The organism is Mycobacterium sp. 050272, from assembly GCF_039023525.1.
GTDB lineage: Bacteria > Actinomycetota > Actinomycetes > Mycobacteriales > Mycobacteriaceae > Mycobacterium.
In genome coordinates, this window is sequence record NZ_JBCHKV010000001.1 from 788,111 (window position 1) to 801,690 (window position 13,580).

The following is a 13,580-nucleotide window of genomic DNA, read 5'->3' on the forward strand; positions in this document are numbered from 1 at the left end:
GCCTCACACCGGGGTGACGCGACTCATGCCCCAGCGTGACACTTCTGTCTAAATTTGTAAAGCTCCCGCGGCGTGGTCAGCCGCGGCGGCGGGCTTGCAGCTCGGCGATGATTTCGTCGGTGTGCTGCCCTAGTTGCGGTGCCGGGGAGCGCGGCTCCCACGGCGTCCCGTGGAAGTCCGCCGGGGTGGCGACCATCGCGACGCTGGCATCGCCGTCGGGGACGTCGACGATGCCGCCCGCGGCATAGAACTGCTCGTCGGCCACGACGTCTTCGAGGGTGTTGATCGGCGACCAGAAGAAGTCCGGTTCTTCTGCGAAGGCCTGCGCCCATTCGTCGAGCGAGCGAGTAGCGAAGATTTCGTCCAGCTCGGCGATCAACTCCGGGCCGTTGACGAAACGGGCGGCGGCATCGCTGTAGCGCGGGTCGTCGACCCATTCGGGGTGGCCGACGACGCGGCACAGCGGCGGCCAGTGCCGGTCGCCTTCGAGGCCGACGATCCAAAAGCGCCGCCCATCACCGGCGGCGTAGTTGTTCATGCATGGGTTGCCCATCGTCTCGCGCTGGCCGATCGCGATCGGCTGACCGGTCAGCAGGTAGGTGTTGAGGTCGAAGCTCACGGTGTAGGCGCCCTGCCGGTACAGCGAGGTGCTCACCAGCTGACCGCTCCCGGTGCGCTCGCGGGCCAGCAGCGCCGCGCAGATCGCCGCGGCCAGGGTCATGCCCGCCGAGTGGTCACCCATGCCGCCCCGCTGGAACGGTGGTGTCTGGCCGGGCCGGGTCAGCAGGTGCGCCACGCCGGCGCGCGACCAGAACGCGGCCACGTCGTATGCGGCCCGGTCGGCGTCGGGCCCGGTCTGGCCGTAGCCGGTGATCAGGCCGTAGACCAGCCTCGGGTAGCGGGCGGACAGCGACTCGAAGTCGAAGCCGAGGCGGTGCAACGCGCCCGGACGGACGTTGGTCACGAAAACGTCCGCGTCGGCGAGCAATTCGAACGCGATCTCGCGGCCATCGTCGGTGCTCAGGTCCAAGACAATGCTGCGCTTGGAACGGTTGTCCAGCTCAAACGGCGGGTTGACCCCGAGGTCGCAGCCCAGCATCCGGCCGAACATGCGGCCCGGATCGCCGGTCGGCGGCTCGATCTTGATGACGTCGGCACCCCAGTCCGCCAGGATGGCACTGGCGGCCGGCCCGGCCACCCACACTCCGAGCTCGACGACTTTAAGGCCTTCCACCGGTCCCGCCATGGCTACGTTCCTACTCCGTGGCTCGACCGGACCGCGCACTTGCCCCCGGTCAGCTCGCCTTGAGCTGACCCCGTCGCACGAAACGGCCGTCGTGCTCGAACTCGGCACGGTTGGCGGTGACGTAGTCGGCCACGGTCATCGGCCTGCGTCCGCCGATCACCTCGACAAGGTTGTTCTCGCCGGAGAAGATGCCGTCTCGGTAGTCCTGGGCGACGCTGCTGATGTGCTGCACGAAGAACTCCGGGAAGCCGGCGGCGCTCAGCCCGGCCGCAAACGCGGGGATTGAGACCGGCTCGTAGCGGACCGGGATGCCGAGGGTGTCGGCGATTTCGTCGGCGATGCGAAAGTGGTCGAGTTCTTTGGCCCCGACCAGCGGGTAGACCTGGCGGTCGTGCGGCGCGGGGTTCTGCAGGACGGCGGCGATCACCCGGGCCTGGTCGGGTCCGGAGATGGGCGCGTGGCGCCCGTCGCCGAACGGCAACCGCAGCACGCCCTCGTTCTCATCGCGCTGCCATTGCCATTTCAACCACTCGGCGAAGAAGGTCGGGCGCAGATGGGTGGTTTTGAACGCGGCGCGGTCCAGCAGTCGTTCGGCAATCCAATGCTGTTGAGCAGCATTGCTTTTCGCATCGCGCCGGGCGGAGATCTGCGACATGTTGACCACGGCGTCGACGCCGGCCTCACTGGCGGCCTGGGCGAAGATCGCGGTGGCGGGCAGCAACGTGCCGGGTGCGATCGGGTAGCAGAAGTAGGCGGCGTCGACTCCGGTCATGGCAGAGCTGACGGCGCGGAAATCCAGCAGATCGCCCTCGGCGATCTCGGCGCCGAGTTCTGCCAGCGCGTCGGAGCGAGAGTCGATGCGATGCACGAAGGCGCGAACCCGGTGACCGGCGTCCAGCAGGAGTTCGACAGTGGGCGCCCCGGTGTTGCCGGTCGGCGCGGTGATCAGAAACAACTTCTGGTTCGACATCTCGACTCCTTAGCATTCTGACTAACGATTACGTTATTTAGATCAAAGCACGGTAAGCTGACTAACGCAAGCGTTATTCATAGGAGATCCGGGTGGAGTTCGAAAAGCGGCTGCAGGACCGCCAGCAGTGGTCGATCAACGATCGCTGCTCGATGTCCAAGGTGCTCGACTTGCTCAGCACCAAAACCACCTTCCAGGTCCTGCGCGAGTTGTTCTTCGGCACGACGCGTTTCGAGGACTTCGTGGCGCGCACCGAGACGTCGGCGCCGGCCGCGTCGCGGGCGCTCAAGCAGCTCGAGGCGGCGCAGATCGTCACCCGCGTCCCGTATCAGGAGCCGGGCAGTCGCGCCCGCGACGAATACCGACTGACCCAGGCCGGCGAGGATCTGTTGCCGGTCTTCATGTCGCTGGTGCAGTGGGGCGACAGCTACTTGCAGGACGGACCGGCGCCGCTGTCGTTCGTCGATGCCGACACCGGCCAAACCCTCGCGGTCCGCGTGACAGCCGATACCGACGCCCCGAAGAAGCGGTCAACGGACATCGAGATACGCGGCCATAGTGCCGGCCGCCGGCGTTAACCTGGGCACCATGAGTCTGGTCGCCGGGCGTGGTCCGCTCAGCCGCGATCCGGCCGGGCGGTTCGCTCCCCCGCTGCCCGGTGAGGTGATCTACATCGAGCCACACCCGCGCCGAGTGCAGGCGTTCAAGGACGGACGTCCGGTGATCGACACCGAACACGTGCTGATGGTGCACCGGCAGGGCCACCCGCTGAGCTATCTGTTCCGCGCCGACGAAATCGGTGACCTGCCCGCCGAACCCGAGTCGGCGGCACCGGGTTTCGTGCACGTGCCGTGGGAGGCCGTCGACACCTGGCTGGAGGAAGGCCGCGAACTCGTTCACTACCCGCCGAACCCGTATCACCGAGTCGACTGCCGGCCCACCACGCGTCGCCTGCGCGTCAGCGTCGCGGACACCGTGCTGGTCGATACCGACGACACCATGATCGTTTTCGAGACCGCGCTTGAGCCAAGGCTTTACGTCGATCCCGCGCATGTGCAGACCGATCTGCTGCGCCCGTCGGAGACGACGAGCTACTGCAACTACAAGGGATTCGCGACGTACTGGTCAATGGGTGATGTCCAGGACATCGCGTGGAGCTATCCGGATCCACCGCCGGAAAGCCTGCCCATCAAGGGTTTTCTGAGTTTCGACGGCGCGCGTATCGACGTGCGTGCCGAATTGCCGCTCAGTTGGCCAGCGCGACGATCGCGAACATGAACAGCACCCCGCCGACGGTGCATGCCAAGGTGGCCGCAGTGCGATGCCCGGTATGTGCTTTCGGCAGAATGTCGGCGCTCGCCAGGTACATCAGGAATCCCGCGAAGAAGCCGAGGTAGACCGCGAGCAGCCGATGGGGAATCGTCACCATCAGCGTGAGGGCCGCACCGACGACGGGCGCGACGGCATCAGCCACCAGCAGGGTCAGCGCCCTTCGGCGGTCATTGCCGTAGATCGACGTCACCGTGTACGTGTTGAAGCCGTCCGCGAAGTCGTGGCCGATCACCGCCACCGCGACCACGGTGCCCGCTCCCGCCCCCGCCTGGAAAGCGGCACCGATGGCGAATCCGTCCATCACGCTGTGGCCAACGAGCCCCGCTGCCGCCAGCAACCCAATGCTGGGTGCGTCGGCGATCACCGCGTCGTTCATCGTTTGACCGCGATGAATACCCACGGTGTGTTCGACGATGTGCAGCACGAGAAAGCCGAGAACAAACGCCACGAGCGGAGCAGGAATGCCGAACAGGGACCACACGTCGCCGTGGCTCAGCGCTTCGGGCAGCAGGTCGAAGCTCACCGCACCGAGCATCAGCCCGGCGGCCAAGCCGAGCACGAGATATCGGTAGGAACCGATACGTAGCGCCGCGTATCCGCCGGACAACGTCGTGAGGAACGAACAGAAGGCCACCAGGACGACCACCGCGCGGTCCACCTTTCCGCCGTCCGTCCGCTCGGAGCAGCACGGCCTCAAGCGTATGACGCGACCCGGCTGAAAGAGAGTCGCTAGCCGCCGTAGCTGGGGCGCCCGAGCTTCAGCTCGCGCTGGGCGATCATGTTGCGGAAGACCTCCATCGTGCCGCCGTAGATCCCGGCGGGCACGCCGTGGCGGAAGATGAACTCGACGGCCCCGTTGTCCGCGGAACCCGTTGTGCCGGTGGGCAATGCCGATGCGGTTCCCAGAATGTCCATCAATTCCGGCGAGACGTCGCGCATGGTCTGAATGAGCGCGACGCGTCCGTAGATCCCGGGCGTCGACAGCGCCGCCTCGATGCGGGCCATGGTGCGCCCGAGCCGGAATTTCGTCGACTCGTCGTCAATCGGGCACCGCCCGTTGGCATCCGGTTTGGACAGGATCGCCGCGACCCCGTCGGCCGCCTCGGCCATCAGATGGCCGTGCTCCGACATCATCGAAACATTCTGCAGGCCATGGCCTTCCGTCTCGGTAATGCCGTGTTCGGCGTCCAGGGCGAACCGCATTACCGTCCAGCCGGCATTGACCTCGCCGATGCGGTAGAGATCGTCGACCCGCACGTCGCTGTAATAGACAATGTTGGTGCGGTCGCCGTCCAGCGTGCGGATGCCCTGGATCTCGATGCCGTCGGAATCCAGCGGCACCAGAAACATGGTCAGGCTCTTGTGTTTCTGGGCTTGCGGGTCGGTGTTGGTTAGCAGGAAGACGTACCTGGCGTTCTGCGCGTTCGAGGTGAACATCTTGGACCCATTGATGATCCATCCGTCGCCGTCGCGTACGGCTCGGGTCCTGCAGGTGGCTACGTCCGAGCCGCCCTCCGGCTCGGTATAGCCCAGGCATAGCCGAATCTCACCGGACAGCACGCCCGGCAGTACCGCGTCGACGAGTTCGGGCTTCCCGAATTGCTTGACCAACCGCGCGACGACCGCGGTGGTGCCCCAGTGGAACCACGGCGTGTGGGCGCGGCCGATCTCGAGATGGAAGATTCGCCGGCGCACCGGATCGAATCCCCCCTCGGACTCCTGCTTGAAATCCGACGCCAGATAACCCTCGGCGCCCAGCGCCAAATGCACTGGCTCACTGAAGTTTTCACCGGTCTCACGATCACGTCGCAGCACCTCATCGGTGACGTGTTCGGCGATGAACGCCCGGGTGTGGTCAAAGAATTCCCGGTCCTCGGGCGAGAGGTCGACGTAGGAGAAGTCCATTACGCCGCGTCGATCACGAGGGTGCGAAAACGATCCAGGGTCTCCAGCGCGTGCCCAATGCTGTCGCCGGGCAGGTGGACGCTGACCCAAGTGACCCCCAGCTTCGCCAGCTTGTCCAAGCCTTCGAGGTAGGCGTCGGCATTGAAGTCGTCGTCGGTGATGCTGCCGCCGTCGAAGTTGGTGAAGGTGATGTCGATCGCAGACCAGTCCCTGCCCTCGGCATCGCAGCGGCGCCGCAGATCGTCGATGCCGGCGGTGAGCTTGTCCAGCGAATCGATGACCGCGGTGCCGGCGGTCTGCGCCAGTTGCGGCGGGGCGGGGAACGGGCACCAGCCGTCGCCGTACTGCGCTACCCGCTGACGAGAGGCTGTGGTGTTGCCGCCGATCCAGATCGGCGGGCTGCACGGCGGACGCGGATGCGCGGTGATGCCACGGGCGCTGAAATGCTTTCCCTCAAAGGTGATGTCGTCGCCGCTCCAGATAGCCCGGATCACTTGCAGGGATTCCTCGAACAGCTCGGCACGCTCGTCGTAGCCGACACCGAGCGCCGCGAACTCACGCTTGAGGTAGCCGACGCCGACCGCGAGCGTGAATCGGCCTCCGGAGAGCAGATCGAGGGTGGCGCCGGATTTGGCCACCACGAACGGGTTTCGATAGGGCAGCACCACGATGTTGGGGATCAGCCGCAGCGTCGACGTGGTGGCCGCCGCGAAACCCAGTGCGACAAAAGGATCTAGCGCATCGTGGCCGCCTGCCTCCAGCCAGCGCTGCGACGGCGCCGGATGATCGGTGAAGCCGAATCCGTGGATGCCGGCCGCCTCGGTGGCCGCGGCCACTTTCCCGATGCCATCCCCGCCGACCAGCTCCGGGTTGTAGGGGTGGCTGTGCATCGGGTGGGTGATCGTGAAGCGCATCGGGATTCCCAGCCGTCAGAAGCGGGCGCGCGAGTCGATCGCGGTGTCGCTGGTGCGCAGCGGCCGGATCAGCGCCTCCTGCGCGAAGGAAGCCAGCAGCTCGCCTTCTTCGGAATGCACGGTGCCGCGCACGTACGACATGCCCGCGCCGACCTGGGTGCTCTCATGTGCGTAGAGCAGCCAGCCGGTCCAGTCCACCGGTTCGTGGAACGCCACCGAGATGCTCATCGGTGCGGTGGACACGGTCAGGTGCGCCTGGGCGGTGCCGATGCCCTCATGCGCGCGCATCGTGGTGGAGATCCCGAGATGGCCGGTGAAGTACGCCAGTAGCGCCTTGGCCAGATCGTCTCGGGTGGGAATCGGGTCGTAGTGCAGCCACGCATACAGCTCCGGCGGACCGACCTCGTCGGGGCTGTTCACGTCGACGACGTCGACCAGCCGCAACTCGCGGCCGACCATCGGCATCGGCGAGTGGTGGGCGTCGGCCGGGGGGGCCACGTTGGGCTTGGGCAGGTGGTGGCGAATCACGTCGTCGGTGGGGACGTCGGCGAGCACCGTGATGCTCAGGCAACGCCGCCCGTTCTGATGCACGGCGACCACGGCGGTCGCGGTCGATCGGCCTTCGGACACCACGTCGATGACGAGCTCGATCGGCGGGCCGACCGTCACGGCACGCGAGAACACCGCGTGCGCCGAGCGCACCGACTTGTCCGGGAAGCGTTTGGCCACCGCGACGATCGCCTGGGCCAGCACCTGAGTGCCCTCCACCACCTGGCGTTCGTCGCCGGCGGCGATGCCGGTTTCACCGGTGAACCGGTCGTCGTCCCCGTCGGACCGCACATCAAACAGATCCAGCAGGCCCGCAACCGTCCATTCAGTCTGCTCAGATTCCGTGGTCAAATCCGATCCACCTCTCAGGTTGGCAGCTTCCGGCACAGCGTGACACTTTGAGTAGGATTTGTAAAGGTTGGCTAACAAGACTCCGGTGAGCACTGCGGGCAGCGCCCCTGCATGCCGCTGGAAAGCGCAGAGAGGCAACGCAATTGGGCATCGTGATGAGCACATCAGAGACCGCGTTCACCCAGTCCGCCGAGACCGTGTACGACTTCGTCACCAACCCGGAAAACTGGACGAAGACCTATCCCGGCAGTGCCCACATCGGCAAACTGCCGCCACTGCCGCTCAAGGTCGGTGACACCTGGGAGGAAGCCGGTCCCGACGGCGACCGGGTCTTCAGCTGGCAGCTGGCCGTCGCGGTGCGGCCCATCCAGTTCGTGTTCACCTCGATCGGGCGGCTGGGTCACGACCGCGAGGGCAAGGGCGGCCTGGAGGGCCGCATCACGGTCTCCTACCGGTTCTCCCGGCCCGGCCAGGACATCACGCTATTTTCCCGCACCATGACCATCGAGGCACCCAAGCACGCCCCGCTGCCCGACAAGCTCTTCGAGCAGGCCAATCCGGCGCGGATCGACGAGTATCACGCGGCCGTGGCGCGGGAGCTCGCGCGAGCCGCAGATTGACACCGGCGCCGCAGGTGCATGACACTTCTGCGGTGTTTTGTAAAGGCTTGAGCCGATGATCCCCGAGGTGCTGGCCAACGGGTTCTGCTTCGGCGAAGGCCCCCGCTGGTTCGAAGGCCTGTTGTGGTTCTCCGACATGCTCGGTGAAGCGGTACACACCTCGACCCTGGGTGGCGCGCTCACCACGCTGCCGTTGCCGGGGCACTCGCCGTCGGGCCTGGGTTTTCGTCCCGACGGTTCACTATTGATCGCTTCGTCCGAGGACCGGCGGGTGCTGCGCTACGACGGGGAAACCGTCGTGGAGATCGCCGATCTCACCGACCTGGTGCCGGCCAACCTCGGCGACATGGTCATCGACGACACCGGGCGCGCCTACATCGGATCCCAGGCCCGATGCGGTGGCGTGATCGTGCGCCTCGATCCCGACGAAAGCGCGACCGTCGTCGCCACAGACCTCGACTTCCCCAACGGCATGGTCATCACGCCGGACCGCAAGACGCTGATCGTCGCCGAGTCGACCGGCCGGCGGCTCACCGCGTTCAGCATCGACGACGCCGGCGCGCTGCACGATCGGCGGGTCTTCGCGGACGGCCTGGACGGCCCGCCCGACGGCATCGCGCTGGACGCCGAGGGCGGGGTGTGGACGTCGATGACGCTGGCGCACCAATTCGAGCGAATCGTCGCGGGCGGCGCGGTGACCGACCGCATCGACATGGGCGAACGGGTCGCCATCGCCTGCGCGCTCGGCGGTCCCGAGCGGCGCATCCTGTTTCTGTTGTCGAGCACCGACGCCTATCCTCAGCGGCTGGTGGGCACCAAACTCTCGCGGCTCGACGCCGTGCAGGTTGCTACGCCCGGCGCCGGGCTGCCCTGAGACACCCGAGAGGGAGACACGTGACCGACTCGTACTACGAGCTGATCGACCCGGCCGACGCGTTGGGCGAGAAGTTCCGGGCGACCGACCTGGCCCGCGGCACCTGGTCGGCGGCCATCCAGCACGGCGGCCCGGTGTCGGCGCTACTGGTCCGGGCGCTGGAACGCTGCGAGCAGCGTGACGACACCCGGCTGTCCCGGGTAGTGATCGACCTGCTGGGTGGGGTGCCCTCGGAAGGTGACATCTGGGTACGTGCCGAACTGCAGCGCGGCGGCAAGCAGATCGAGTTGGTGAGCGCCGAGATGCTGGCTCCTGGCCCCGACGGCCAGCCCCGCCCCGTCGCTCGGGCCAGCGGCTGGCGGCTGCAGCAGCAGGACACCCAGGCCGTCGCGCACGCGGCGGCCGAGCTGCCCGCGCCGCGCACCGACGCCCGCAACCGTAATCTCAAGGCCCGCGAATGGGACCGCAACTACGTGCACAGCCTGGAGTGGCTCTGGCTGACCGAGCCGCTGACGCCAGGCCCTGGCGAATCGTGGATCAAGCCGGAGGTCGACCTGGTCCAGGGCGAGACGATGACGCAGCTGGAGCGGTTGTTCGCGGTGGCTGACTGCGCCAACGGCATCGGCAGCAAGCTCGACATCACCAAGTGGACGTTTTTGAACACCGATCTGGCGGTGCACGTGTTTCGGGTACCCGACGGGGACTGGGTCGGCATTCGAGCGGAAACCAGTTACGGACCGGACGGCATCGGGACGACGATCGGCACGTTGTACGACGAGCGGGGCGCGGTCGGCGCCATCCAGCAGTCCGTGCTGGTGCGCCGGCGCCCGCCTAAGGCCTGAGGGGATTCGGCATGGCTAGTTCGGCAATACTTCGTAAAGTTTCAGATATGAGCCAGCCGGCCGGGGCGACCACAGAGACCGAGACCGACACCTCGACGCGCCAGCGGATCCTGTTGGCGACGGCCGAGGTGCTGGGCCGCAACGGCAAGACCAAACTCAGCCTCTCCGAGGTCGCCGCCCAGGCCGGGGTCTCGCGTCCCACCCTGTATCGCTGGTTCGCGTCCAAAGAGGAGCTGCTGACCGCGTTCTCGCAGTATGAGCGCCAGCTGTTCGAAAGCGGACTGGTGCGGGCCACCGCGGGGCTCAAGGGTTACGACAAGCTGGACGCCGTGCTGCGATTCATCGTCGAGTACCAGCATTCGTACTCGGGCGTGCGAATGGTCGACGTCGAACCCGAGCACACGATCGCCGAGTTCGCCCACGTCATCCCGCAGATGCGCGACGGCCTGCAACGACACCTGCCCGGGCCCAACGCCGCGGTCAAGGCCGCGACCGTGATCCGGATCGCCATCTCGCACTACATCGTGCGCAGCGACGACGCCGAGCAGTTCCTGGCCCAGCTGCGCCACGCCGTCGGCATCAAACCCGCGGCCGACTAGTCGAACAGCACCGCCGCGTTGAGGTAGCCGGTCGGGTCCAGCGCGGCCTTGACCGACCGCATCGCCGCGATATCGGTTGACTGCCTTGACATTTCAAGGTAGGCACGCTTTCGGCTGCCGACGCCGTGTTCGGAGCTGACGTTACCCCCACACCGCGCGATCAGGTCCATCATCGGCCCGTAGAGCGCCTTCTCCCGATCCAGCGGCACCCGCAGCACATTGAGGTGCAGGTTGCCCTCACCGATATGTCCGAACAACACGGGTACGGCGTCGCTGACCCGCTCGCGAATCAGCGCGACCGCCTCGTCCGCGAATCCTGCGATGGCAGCCAGCGGCAGCGACACGTCGAACTTCAGCGGCGGCCCGTATACGCCCAGCACCTCGGCCAGCGATTCGCGAACCCGCCAGAGTCGCTGCTGGGCAGCAACATCCACGCCCACCGCGGGCTCGGCGGACAGCGGTGCCTCGGCGAGCAGGTCGGCCAGCCGTTCGGTCTGATCGTGGTCGGCGGCCAGCTCGATCAGCAGCAGCCAGTTCGCGTCGACCGGTGCGGCAATTCCGAGATGCTCGGCGGTCAGCGCACCCGCCCGGCCGTCAATCAACTCGAGTGCGGCGATCCCGTCCACGTCTCGGAACGCCCGGCCGGTGGCGACCAACGCGTCGAGATCGCCGAAGCCGCACACCGCGGTCACCCGATGCGACGGCGTCGGATGTAGCCGCAAATCCAGCGCGGTGATCACCCCGAGAGTGCCCTCGGCACCGACGAACAGCGCGGGCAGGTCATATCCGGTGTTGTCGCTGTGCACCAGGCTGTGCCGGCGCATCAGCGACCCGTCCGGCAGCGCCACGTCCAGGCCGACGACCTGCTCGCCCATGTTGCCGTACCGGACCGTGCGCAGCCCGCCGGCATTCGTCGAGGCCATGCCGCCGACCGTCGCGGTGTCGCGGGCGGCGAGGTCGACGCCGAACACCAGGCCCGCCGCGGTCGCGGCGCGTTGCACGGCGGCCAGGGTGGCTCCGGCACCGACCGCGATACGGCGCTCGGTGGTATCGATATCACCTAGCGCACAGAGCCTTTCGGTGGACAGCAGTACATCGTCGTGCTCCGGAACGGTACCTGCGACGAGCGAGGTGCGACCGCCCTGCACGGTGACGTGGGCCCCGGCGTCGCGGCACAACCGCAACACTTCGGCCACCTCCTCGGCCGAACCCGGACGCACCAGCACGCTGGCCTTGCCGCGATAGCGGCCGGTGTGGTCGACGCTGCGCCCGGACAGCACGTCGGGGTCGGTGACGACGTGATTGGACCCGACGATCCCGCTGAGGTCCCCGAGACTGCCTGGCATGTTCGCGGTTATAGCACCCTGAGCGTCAGAACAGGTCCTTGTGGTTCACGTCGGTGATCAGCCCGCCGTCCATGATGAACTCACTGCCGGTCGAGTACGACGACTCGTCGCTGGCCAGGAACAGGATGAACGTCGCGACCTCCCGAACCTGCCCGGGCCGACCCAGCGGAATGGTCACCATGTCCTCGGGCAGATGCTTGGTCATCGGGGTCTTGATGAAGCCGGGGTGCACGGAGTTGACCCGGATGTTGTGGGGCGCCAGCTCCAGGGCGGCCGACTTGGCCAGGCCACGAACTCCCCACTTGGACGCGACGTACGGGTGCACCATGGGTGCGCCGCGCAGGCCCTCGATCGACGACACGTTGATGATCGAGCCTCCGCCGGCCGCGATCATCGGCTCTACGGCCACCCGCATGCCCAGGAAGGTCCCGGTCAGGTTGACGTCGATGACCTTCTGCCACTTGGCCAGGTCGAAGCTCTTGAGCGGGCCGAGCGCGACGGTGCCGGCGTTGTTGACCAGCACGTTGAGCTTCCCGAATTCGCTGATCGCGGTGGCGACCGCGGCATCCCACTGGTCGGGCTGCGTCACGTCGAGGTGGACATAGCGAGCAGAGTCGCCGATCTCGTCGGCCAGTGCCTTGCCCTGGTCGTCGAGGATGTCGCCGATCACCACCTTGGCGCCCTCCTCGACGAGCAGGCGAGCGTCTTCGGCGCCCATACCGCCCGCGGCGCCACTGATGAGTGCAACTTTTCCGTCTACCCGACCCACGGTTGGGTCTCCTTTCGTTAAGTGGTCACCAAAGCGCTTGGTGCGTAAAGGCCTTTGCCGGTGACGAGCGGCAGATCGAGGGTGGTCCGGATGCCCGGCGGTGCCGCGATGACGGCCGGGATCGCGTTGACGACGCGGCCCGCGGCGCCGGCGATCGCGGCGTGGTTGTGGTCGCCCTTGCGGCTGCTCGGAATGATGTCGACGGCGTAAGACGGTTCGCCGGTGATCTCGACGCGGTAGGAGCCGTCACCGGAAGCGGGCCGGGGCAGGTCGGGGCGCAGGTCGGGCCGTAGCCGGGTGACGTGCTCGATGACGATCGCCGGGTGGCTGTTGACCATGCCGGAAATCTCGAACTGCAGCACCGCCACGGTGCCCTTGGCCACGTGGCCGACCGCGATGTCGAAGTCTTCCGGCGCCGGTTCGCGCTGGTAGGACTCTTTGATCTCGTCGACCTCGATGCCGAGGCCGGCGGCCAGCTGACGGATCGCGGTGCCCCACGCGATGCTGAGGATGCCCGGTTGCAGCAACATCGGGATTTCGTCCATGGGTTTGGCGAAACCCATGTAGTCCATGACCTCGGTCCCGTTGTAGGAGGCGTAGTCGTGAAGCTCCATGCAGCGCACCTGCTCGATGCGCTGGCAGGTTCCCGCGAGTGCGAACGGGATCAGGTCGTTGGCGAAGCCCGGATCGACACCGCTGATGAAGATACTTGAATTGCCTTGCTGGGCAGCATCTTCCACGCGGCCGATGTATTTGTCGGGCATCACGCCCCATGGGAACTGCAGCAGCCCGGGCGAGGACCCGACGACGTTGATACCGGCGGCCAAAATGCGCATCACGTCGGCCATCGCGTCGGGCAGCCGGGTGTCGCCCATCGCGCAGTAGACGACGCAGTCGGGTTTGGCGGCGATGATGGCGTCCAGGTCGTTGACGGCCTTGATGCCGGTGACCGTGGGGGCATCCAGGCCGACGCCGCACAGTTCCCCGGCGTCTTTGCCCACCTTCTCCGGCGTGGACACGTTGACGCCGGTCAGTTCGAACTGCGGGTTGGCGATCAGTTCGGCCAGGGCCAGGCCTCCGACATTTCCGGTACCGACGTGCGCGACGCGGATCACCATCTTCAGTCTCCGTCCCTTGCAGCCTGGAAAACTTTTCCAGACACTAGTCCACTATTTTTGAGCCGCCTACCGGGGTCTTGCGCGCAGGGAACGCGATCGCAATCTCGCGGTGTGCTTACGCTCGCGAGCAGACAAGAATGGAGTG

The 13,580-nt window shown here is 66.7% G+C and carries 15 protein-coding genes; 6 read left to right on the forward strand and 9 right to left on the reverse strand.

The window, feature by feature from the left end; genetic code table 11:
- Positions 1-76: 76 nt before the first annotated feature.
- Both AAHS21_RS03855 and AAHS21_RS03860 read right to left on the reverse strand, forming a co-directional pair.
- Positions 77-1,246, reverse strand: coding sequence for a CoA transferase (locus AAHS21_RS03855; RefSeq protein ID WP_342926348.1), 1,170 nt, complete (start codon positions 1,244-1,246; stop codon positions 77-79).
- A 49-nt stretch (positions 1,247-1,295) separates the two neighbouring features.
- Positions 1,296-2,216, reverse strand: coding sequence for an NAD(P)H-binding protein (locus AAHS21_RS03860; RefSeq protein ID WP_342926349.1), 921 nt, complete (start codon positions 2,214-2,216; stop codon positions 1,296-1,298).
- A 92-nt stretch (positions 2,217-2,308) separates the two neighbouring features.
- Here AAHS21_RS03860 and AAHS21_RS03865 point away from each other — a divergent pair, with 92 nt between their 5' ends.
- Together AAHS21_RS03865 and AAHS21_RS03870 are read left to right on the forward strand one after the other, a co-directional pair.
- Positions 2,309-2,794: a helix-turn-helix domain-containing protein gene (locus AAHS21_RS03865; RefSeq protein ID WP_342926350.1), complete on the forward strand. Its 486-nt coding sequence runs from the start codon at positions 2,309-2,311 to the stop codon at positions 2,792-2,794.
- Between the two features lie 10 nt (positions 2,795-2,804).
- Complete coding sequence (locus tag AAHS21_RS03870) at positions 2,805-3,494, forward strand: DUF427 domain-containing protein (protein WP_342926351.1); 690 nt, start codon at positions 2,805-2,807, stop codon at positions 3,492-3,494.
- On the opposite strand, the gene AAHS21_RS03875 is transcribed toward AAHS21_RS03870, so the two are convergent.
- From AAHS21_RS03875 to AAHS21_RS03890, 4 genes are all read right to left on the reverse strand, one after another.
- On the reverse strand, positions 3,463-4,206 hold the full coding sequence (locus tag AAHS21_RS03875; RefSeq protein WP_342926352.1) for a ZIP family metal transporter: 744 nt from the start codon (positions 4,204-4,206) through the stop codon (positions 3,463-3,465). The two genes, AAHS21_RS03870 and AAHS21_RS03875, sit on opposite strands and share 32 nt — an antisense overlap.
- A gap of 71 nt (positions 4,207-4,277) precedes the next feature.
- A complete protein-coding gene (locus tag AAHS21_RS03880; RefSeq protein WP_342926353.1) occupies positions 4,278-5,453 on the reverse strand; it encodes an acyl-CoA dehydrogenase family protein in 1,176 nt (391 codons plus the stop codon).
- Complete coding sequence (locus AAHS21_RS03885) at positions 5,453-6,367, reverse strand: LLM class F420-dependent oxidoreductase (protein ID WP_342926354.1); 915 nt, start codon at positions 6,365-6,367, stop codon at positions 5,453-5,455. The genes AAHS21_RS03880 and AAHS21_RS03885 overlap by 1 nt, the downstream gene beginning before the upstream one ends.
- A gap of 15 nt (positions 6,368-6,382) precedes the next feature.
- Positions 6,383-7,267, reverse strand: coding sequence for an acyl-CoA thioesterase domain-containing protein (locus AAHS21_RS03890; RefSeq protein ID WP_342926355.1), 885 nt, complete (start codon positions 7,265-7,267; stop codon positions 6,383-6,385).
- A gap of 143 nt (positions 7,268-7,410) precedes the next feature.
- Between AAHS21_RS03890 and AAHS21_RS03895 the strand changes: the two genes are divergently transcribed.
- Genes AAHS21_RS03895 through AAHS21_RS03910 form a run of 4 tightly spaced genes read left to right on the forward strand, consistent with a single transcriptional unit; the run spans position 7,411 to position 10,202 of the window.
- A complete protein-coding gene (locus tag AAHS21_RS03895; protein WP_342926356.1) occupies positions 7,411-7,887 on the forward strand; it encodes an SRPBCC family protein in 477 nt (158 codons plus the stop codon).
- Between the two features lie 55 nt (positions 7,888-7,942).
- Positions 7,943-8,761: an SMP-30/gluconolactonase/LRE family protein gene (locus AAHS21_RS03900; protein ID WP_342926357.1), complete on the forward strand. Its 819-nt coding sequence runs from the start codon at positions 7,943-7,945 to the stop codon at positions 8,759-8,761.
- A 20-nt stretch (positions 8,762-8,781) separates the two neighbouring features.
- Complete coding sequence (locus AAHS21_RS03905) at positions 8,782-9,603, forward strand: thioesterase family protein (RefSeq protein ID WP_342926358.1); 822 nt, start codon at positions 8,782-8,784, stop codon at positions 9,601-9,603.
- Between the two features lie 47 nt (positions 9,604-9,650).
- Positions 9,651-10,202, forward strand: coding sequence for a TetR/AcrR family transcriptional regulator (locus tag AAHS21_RS03910; RefSeq protein WP_096283769.1), 552 nt, complete (start codon positions 9,651-9,653; stop codon positions 10,200-10,202).
- Here the strand turns inward: AAHS21_RS03910 and AAHS21_RS03915 are convergent.
- From AAHS21_RS03915 to AAHS21_RS03925, 3 genes are read right to left on the reverse strand one after another with little or no spacing between them, the layout of a single operon-like run.
- A complete protein-coding gene (locus AAHS21_RS03915) occupies positions 10,199-11,548 on the reverse strand; it encodes an FAD-binding oxidoreductase (protein ID WP_342926359.1) in 1,350 nt (449 codons plus the stop codon). The two genes, AAHS21_RS03910 and AAHS21_RS03915, sit on opposite strands and share 4 nt — an antisense overlap.
- Before the next feature lie 25 nt (positions 11,549-11,573).
- Positions 11,574-12,317: a glucose 1-dehydrogenase gene (locus tag AAHS21_RS03920; protein WP_096283765.1), complete on the reverse strand. Its 744-nt coding sequence runs from the start codon at positions 12,315-12,317 to the stop codon at positions 11,574-11,576.
- Between the two features lie 17 nt (positions 12,318-12,334).
- On the reverse strand, positions 12,335-13,435 hold the full coding sequence (locus tag AAHS21_RS03925) for a diacylglycerol kinase (protein ID WP_342926360.1): 1,101 nt from the start codon (positions 13,433-13,435) through the stop codon (positions 12,335-12,337).
- Positions 13,436-13,580: the final 145 nt, after the last annotated feature.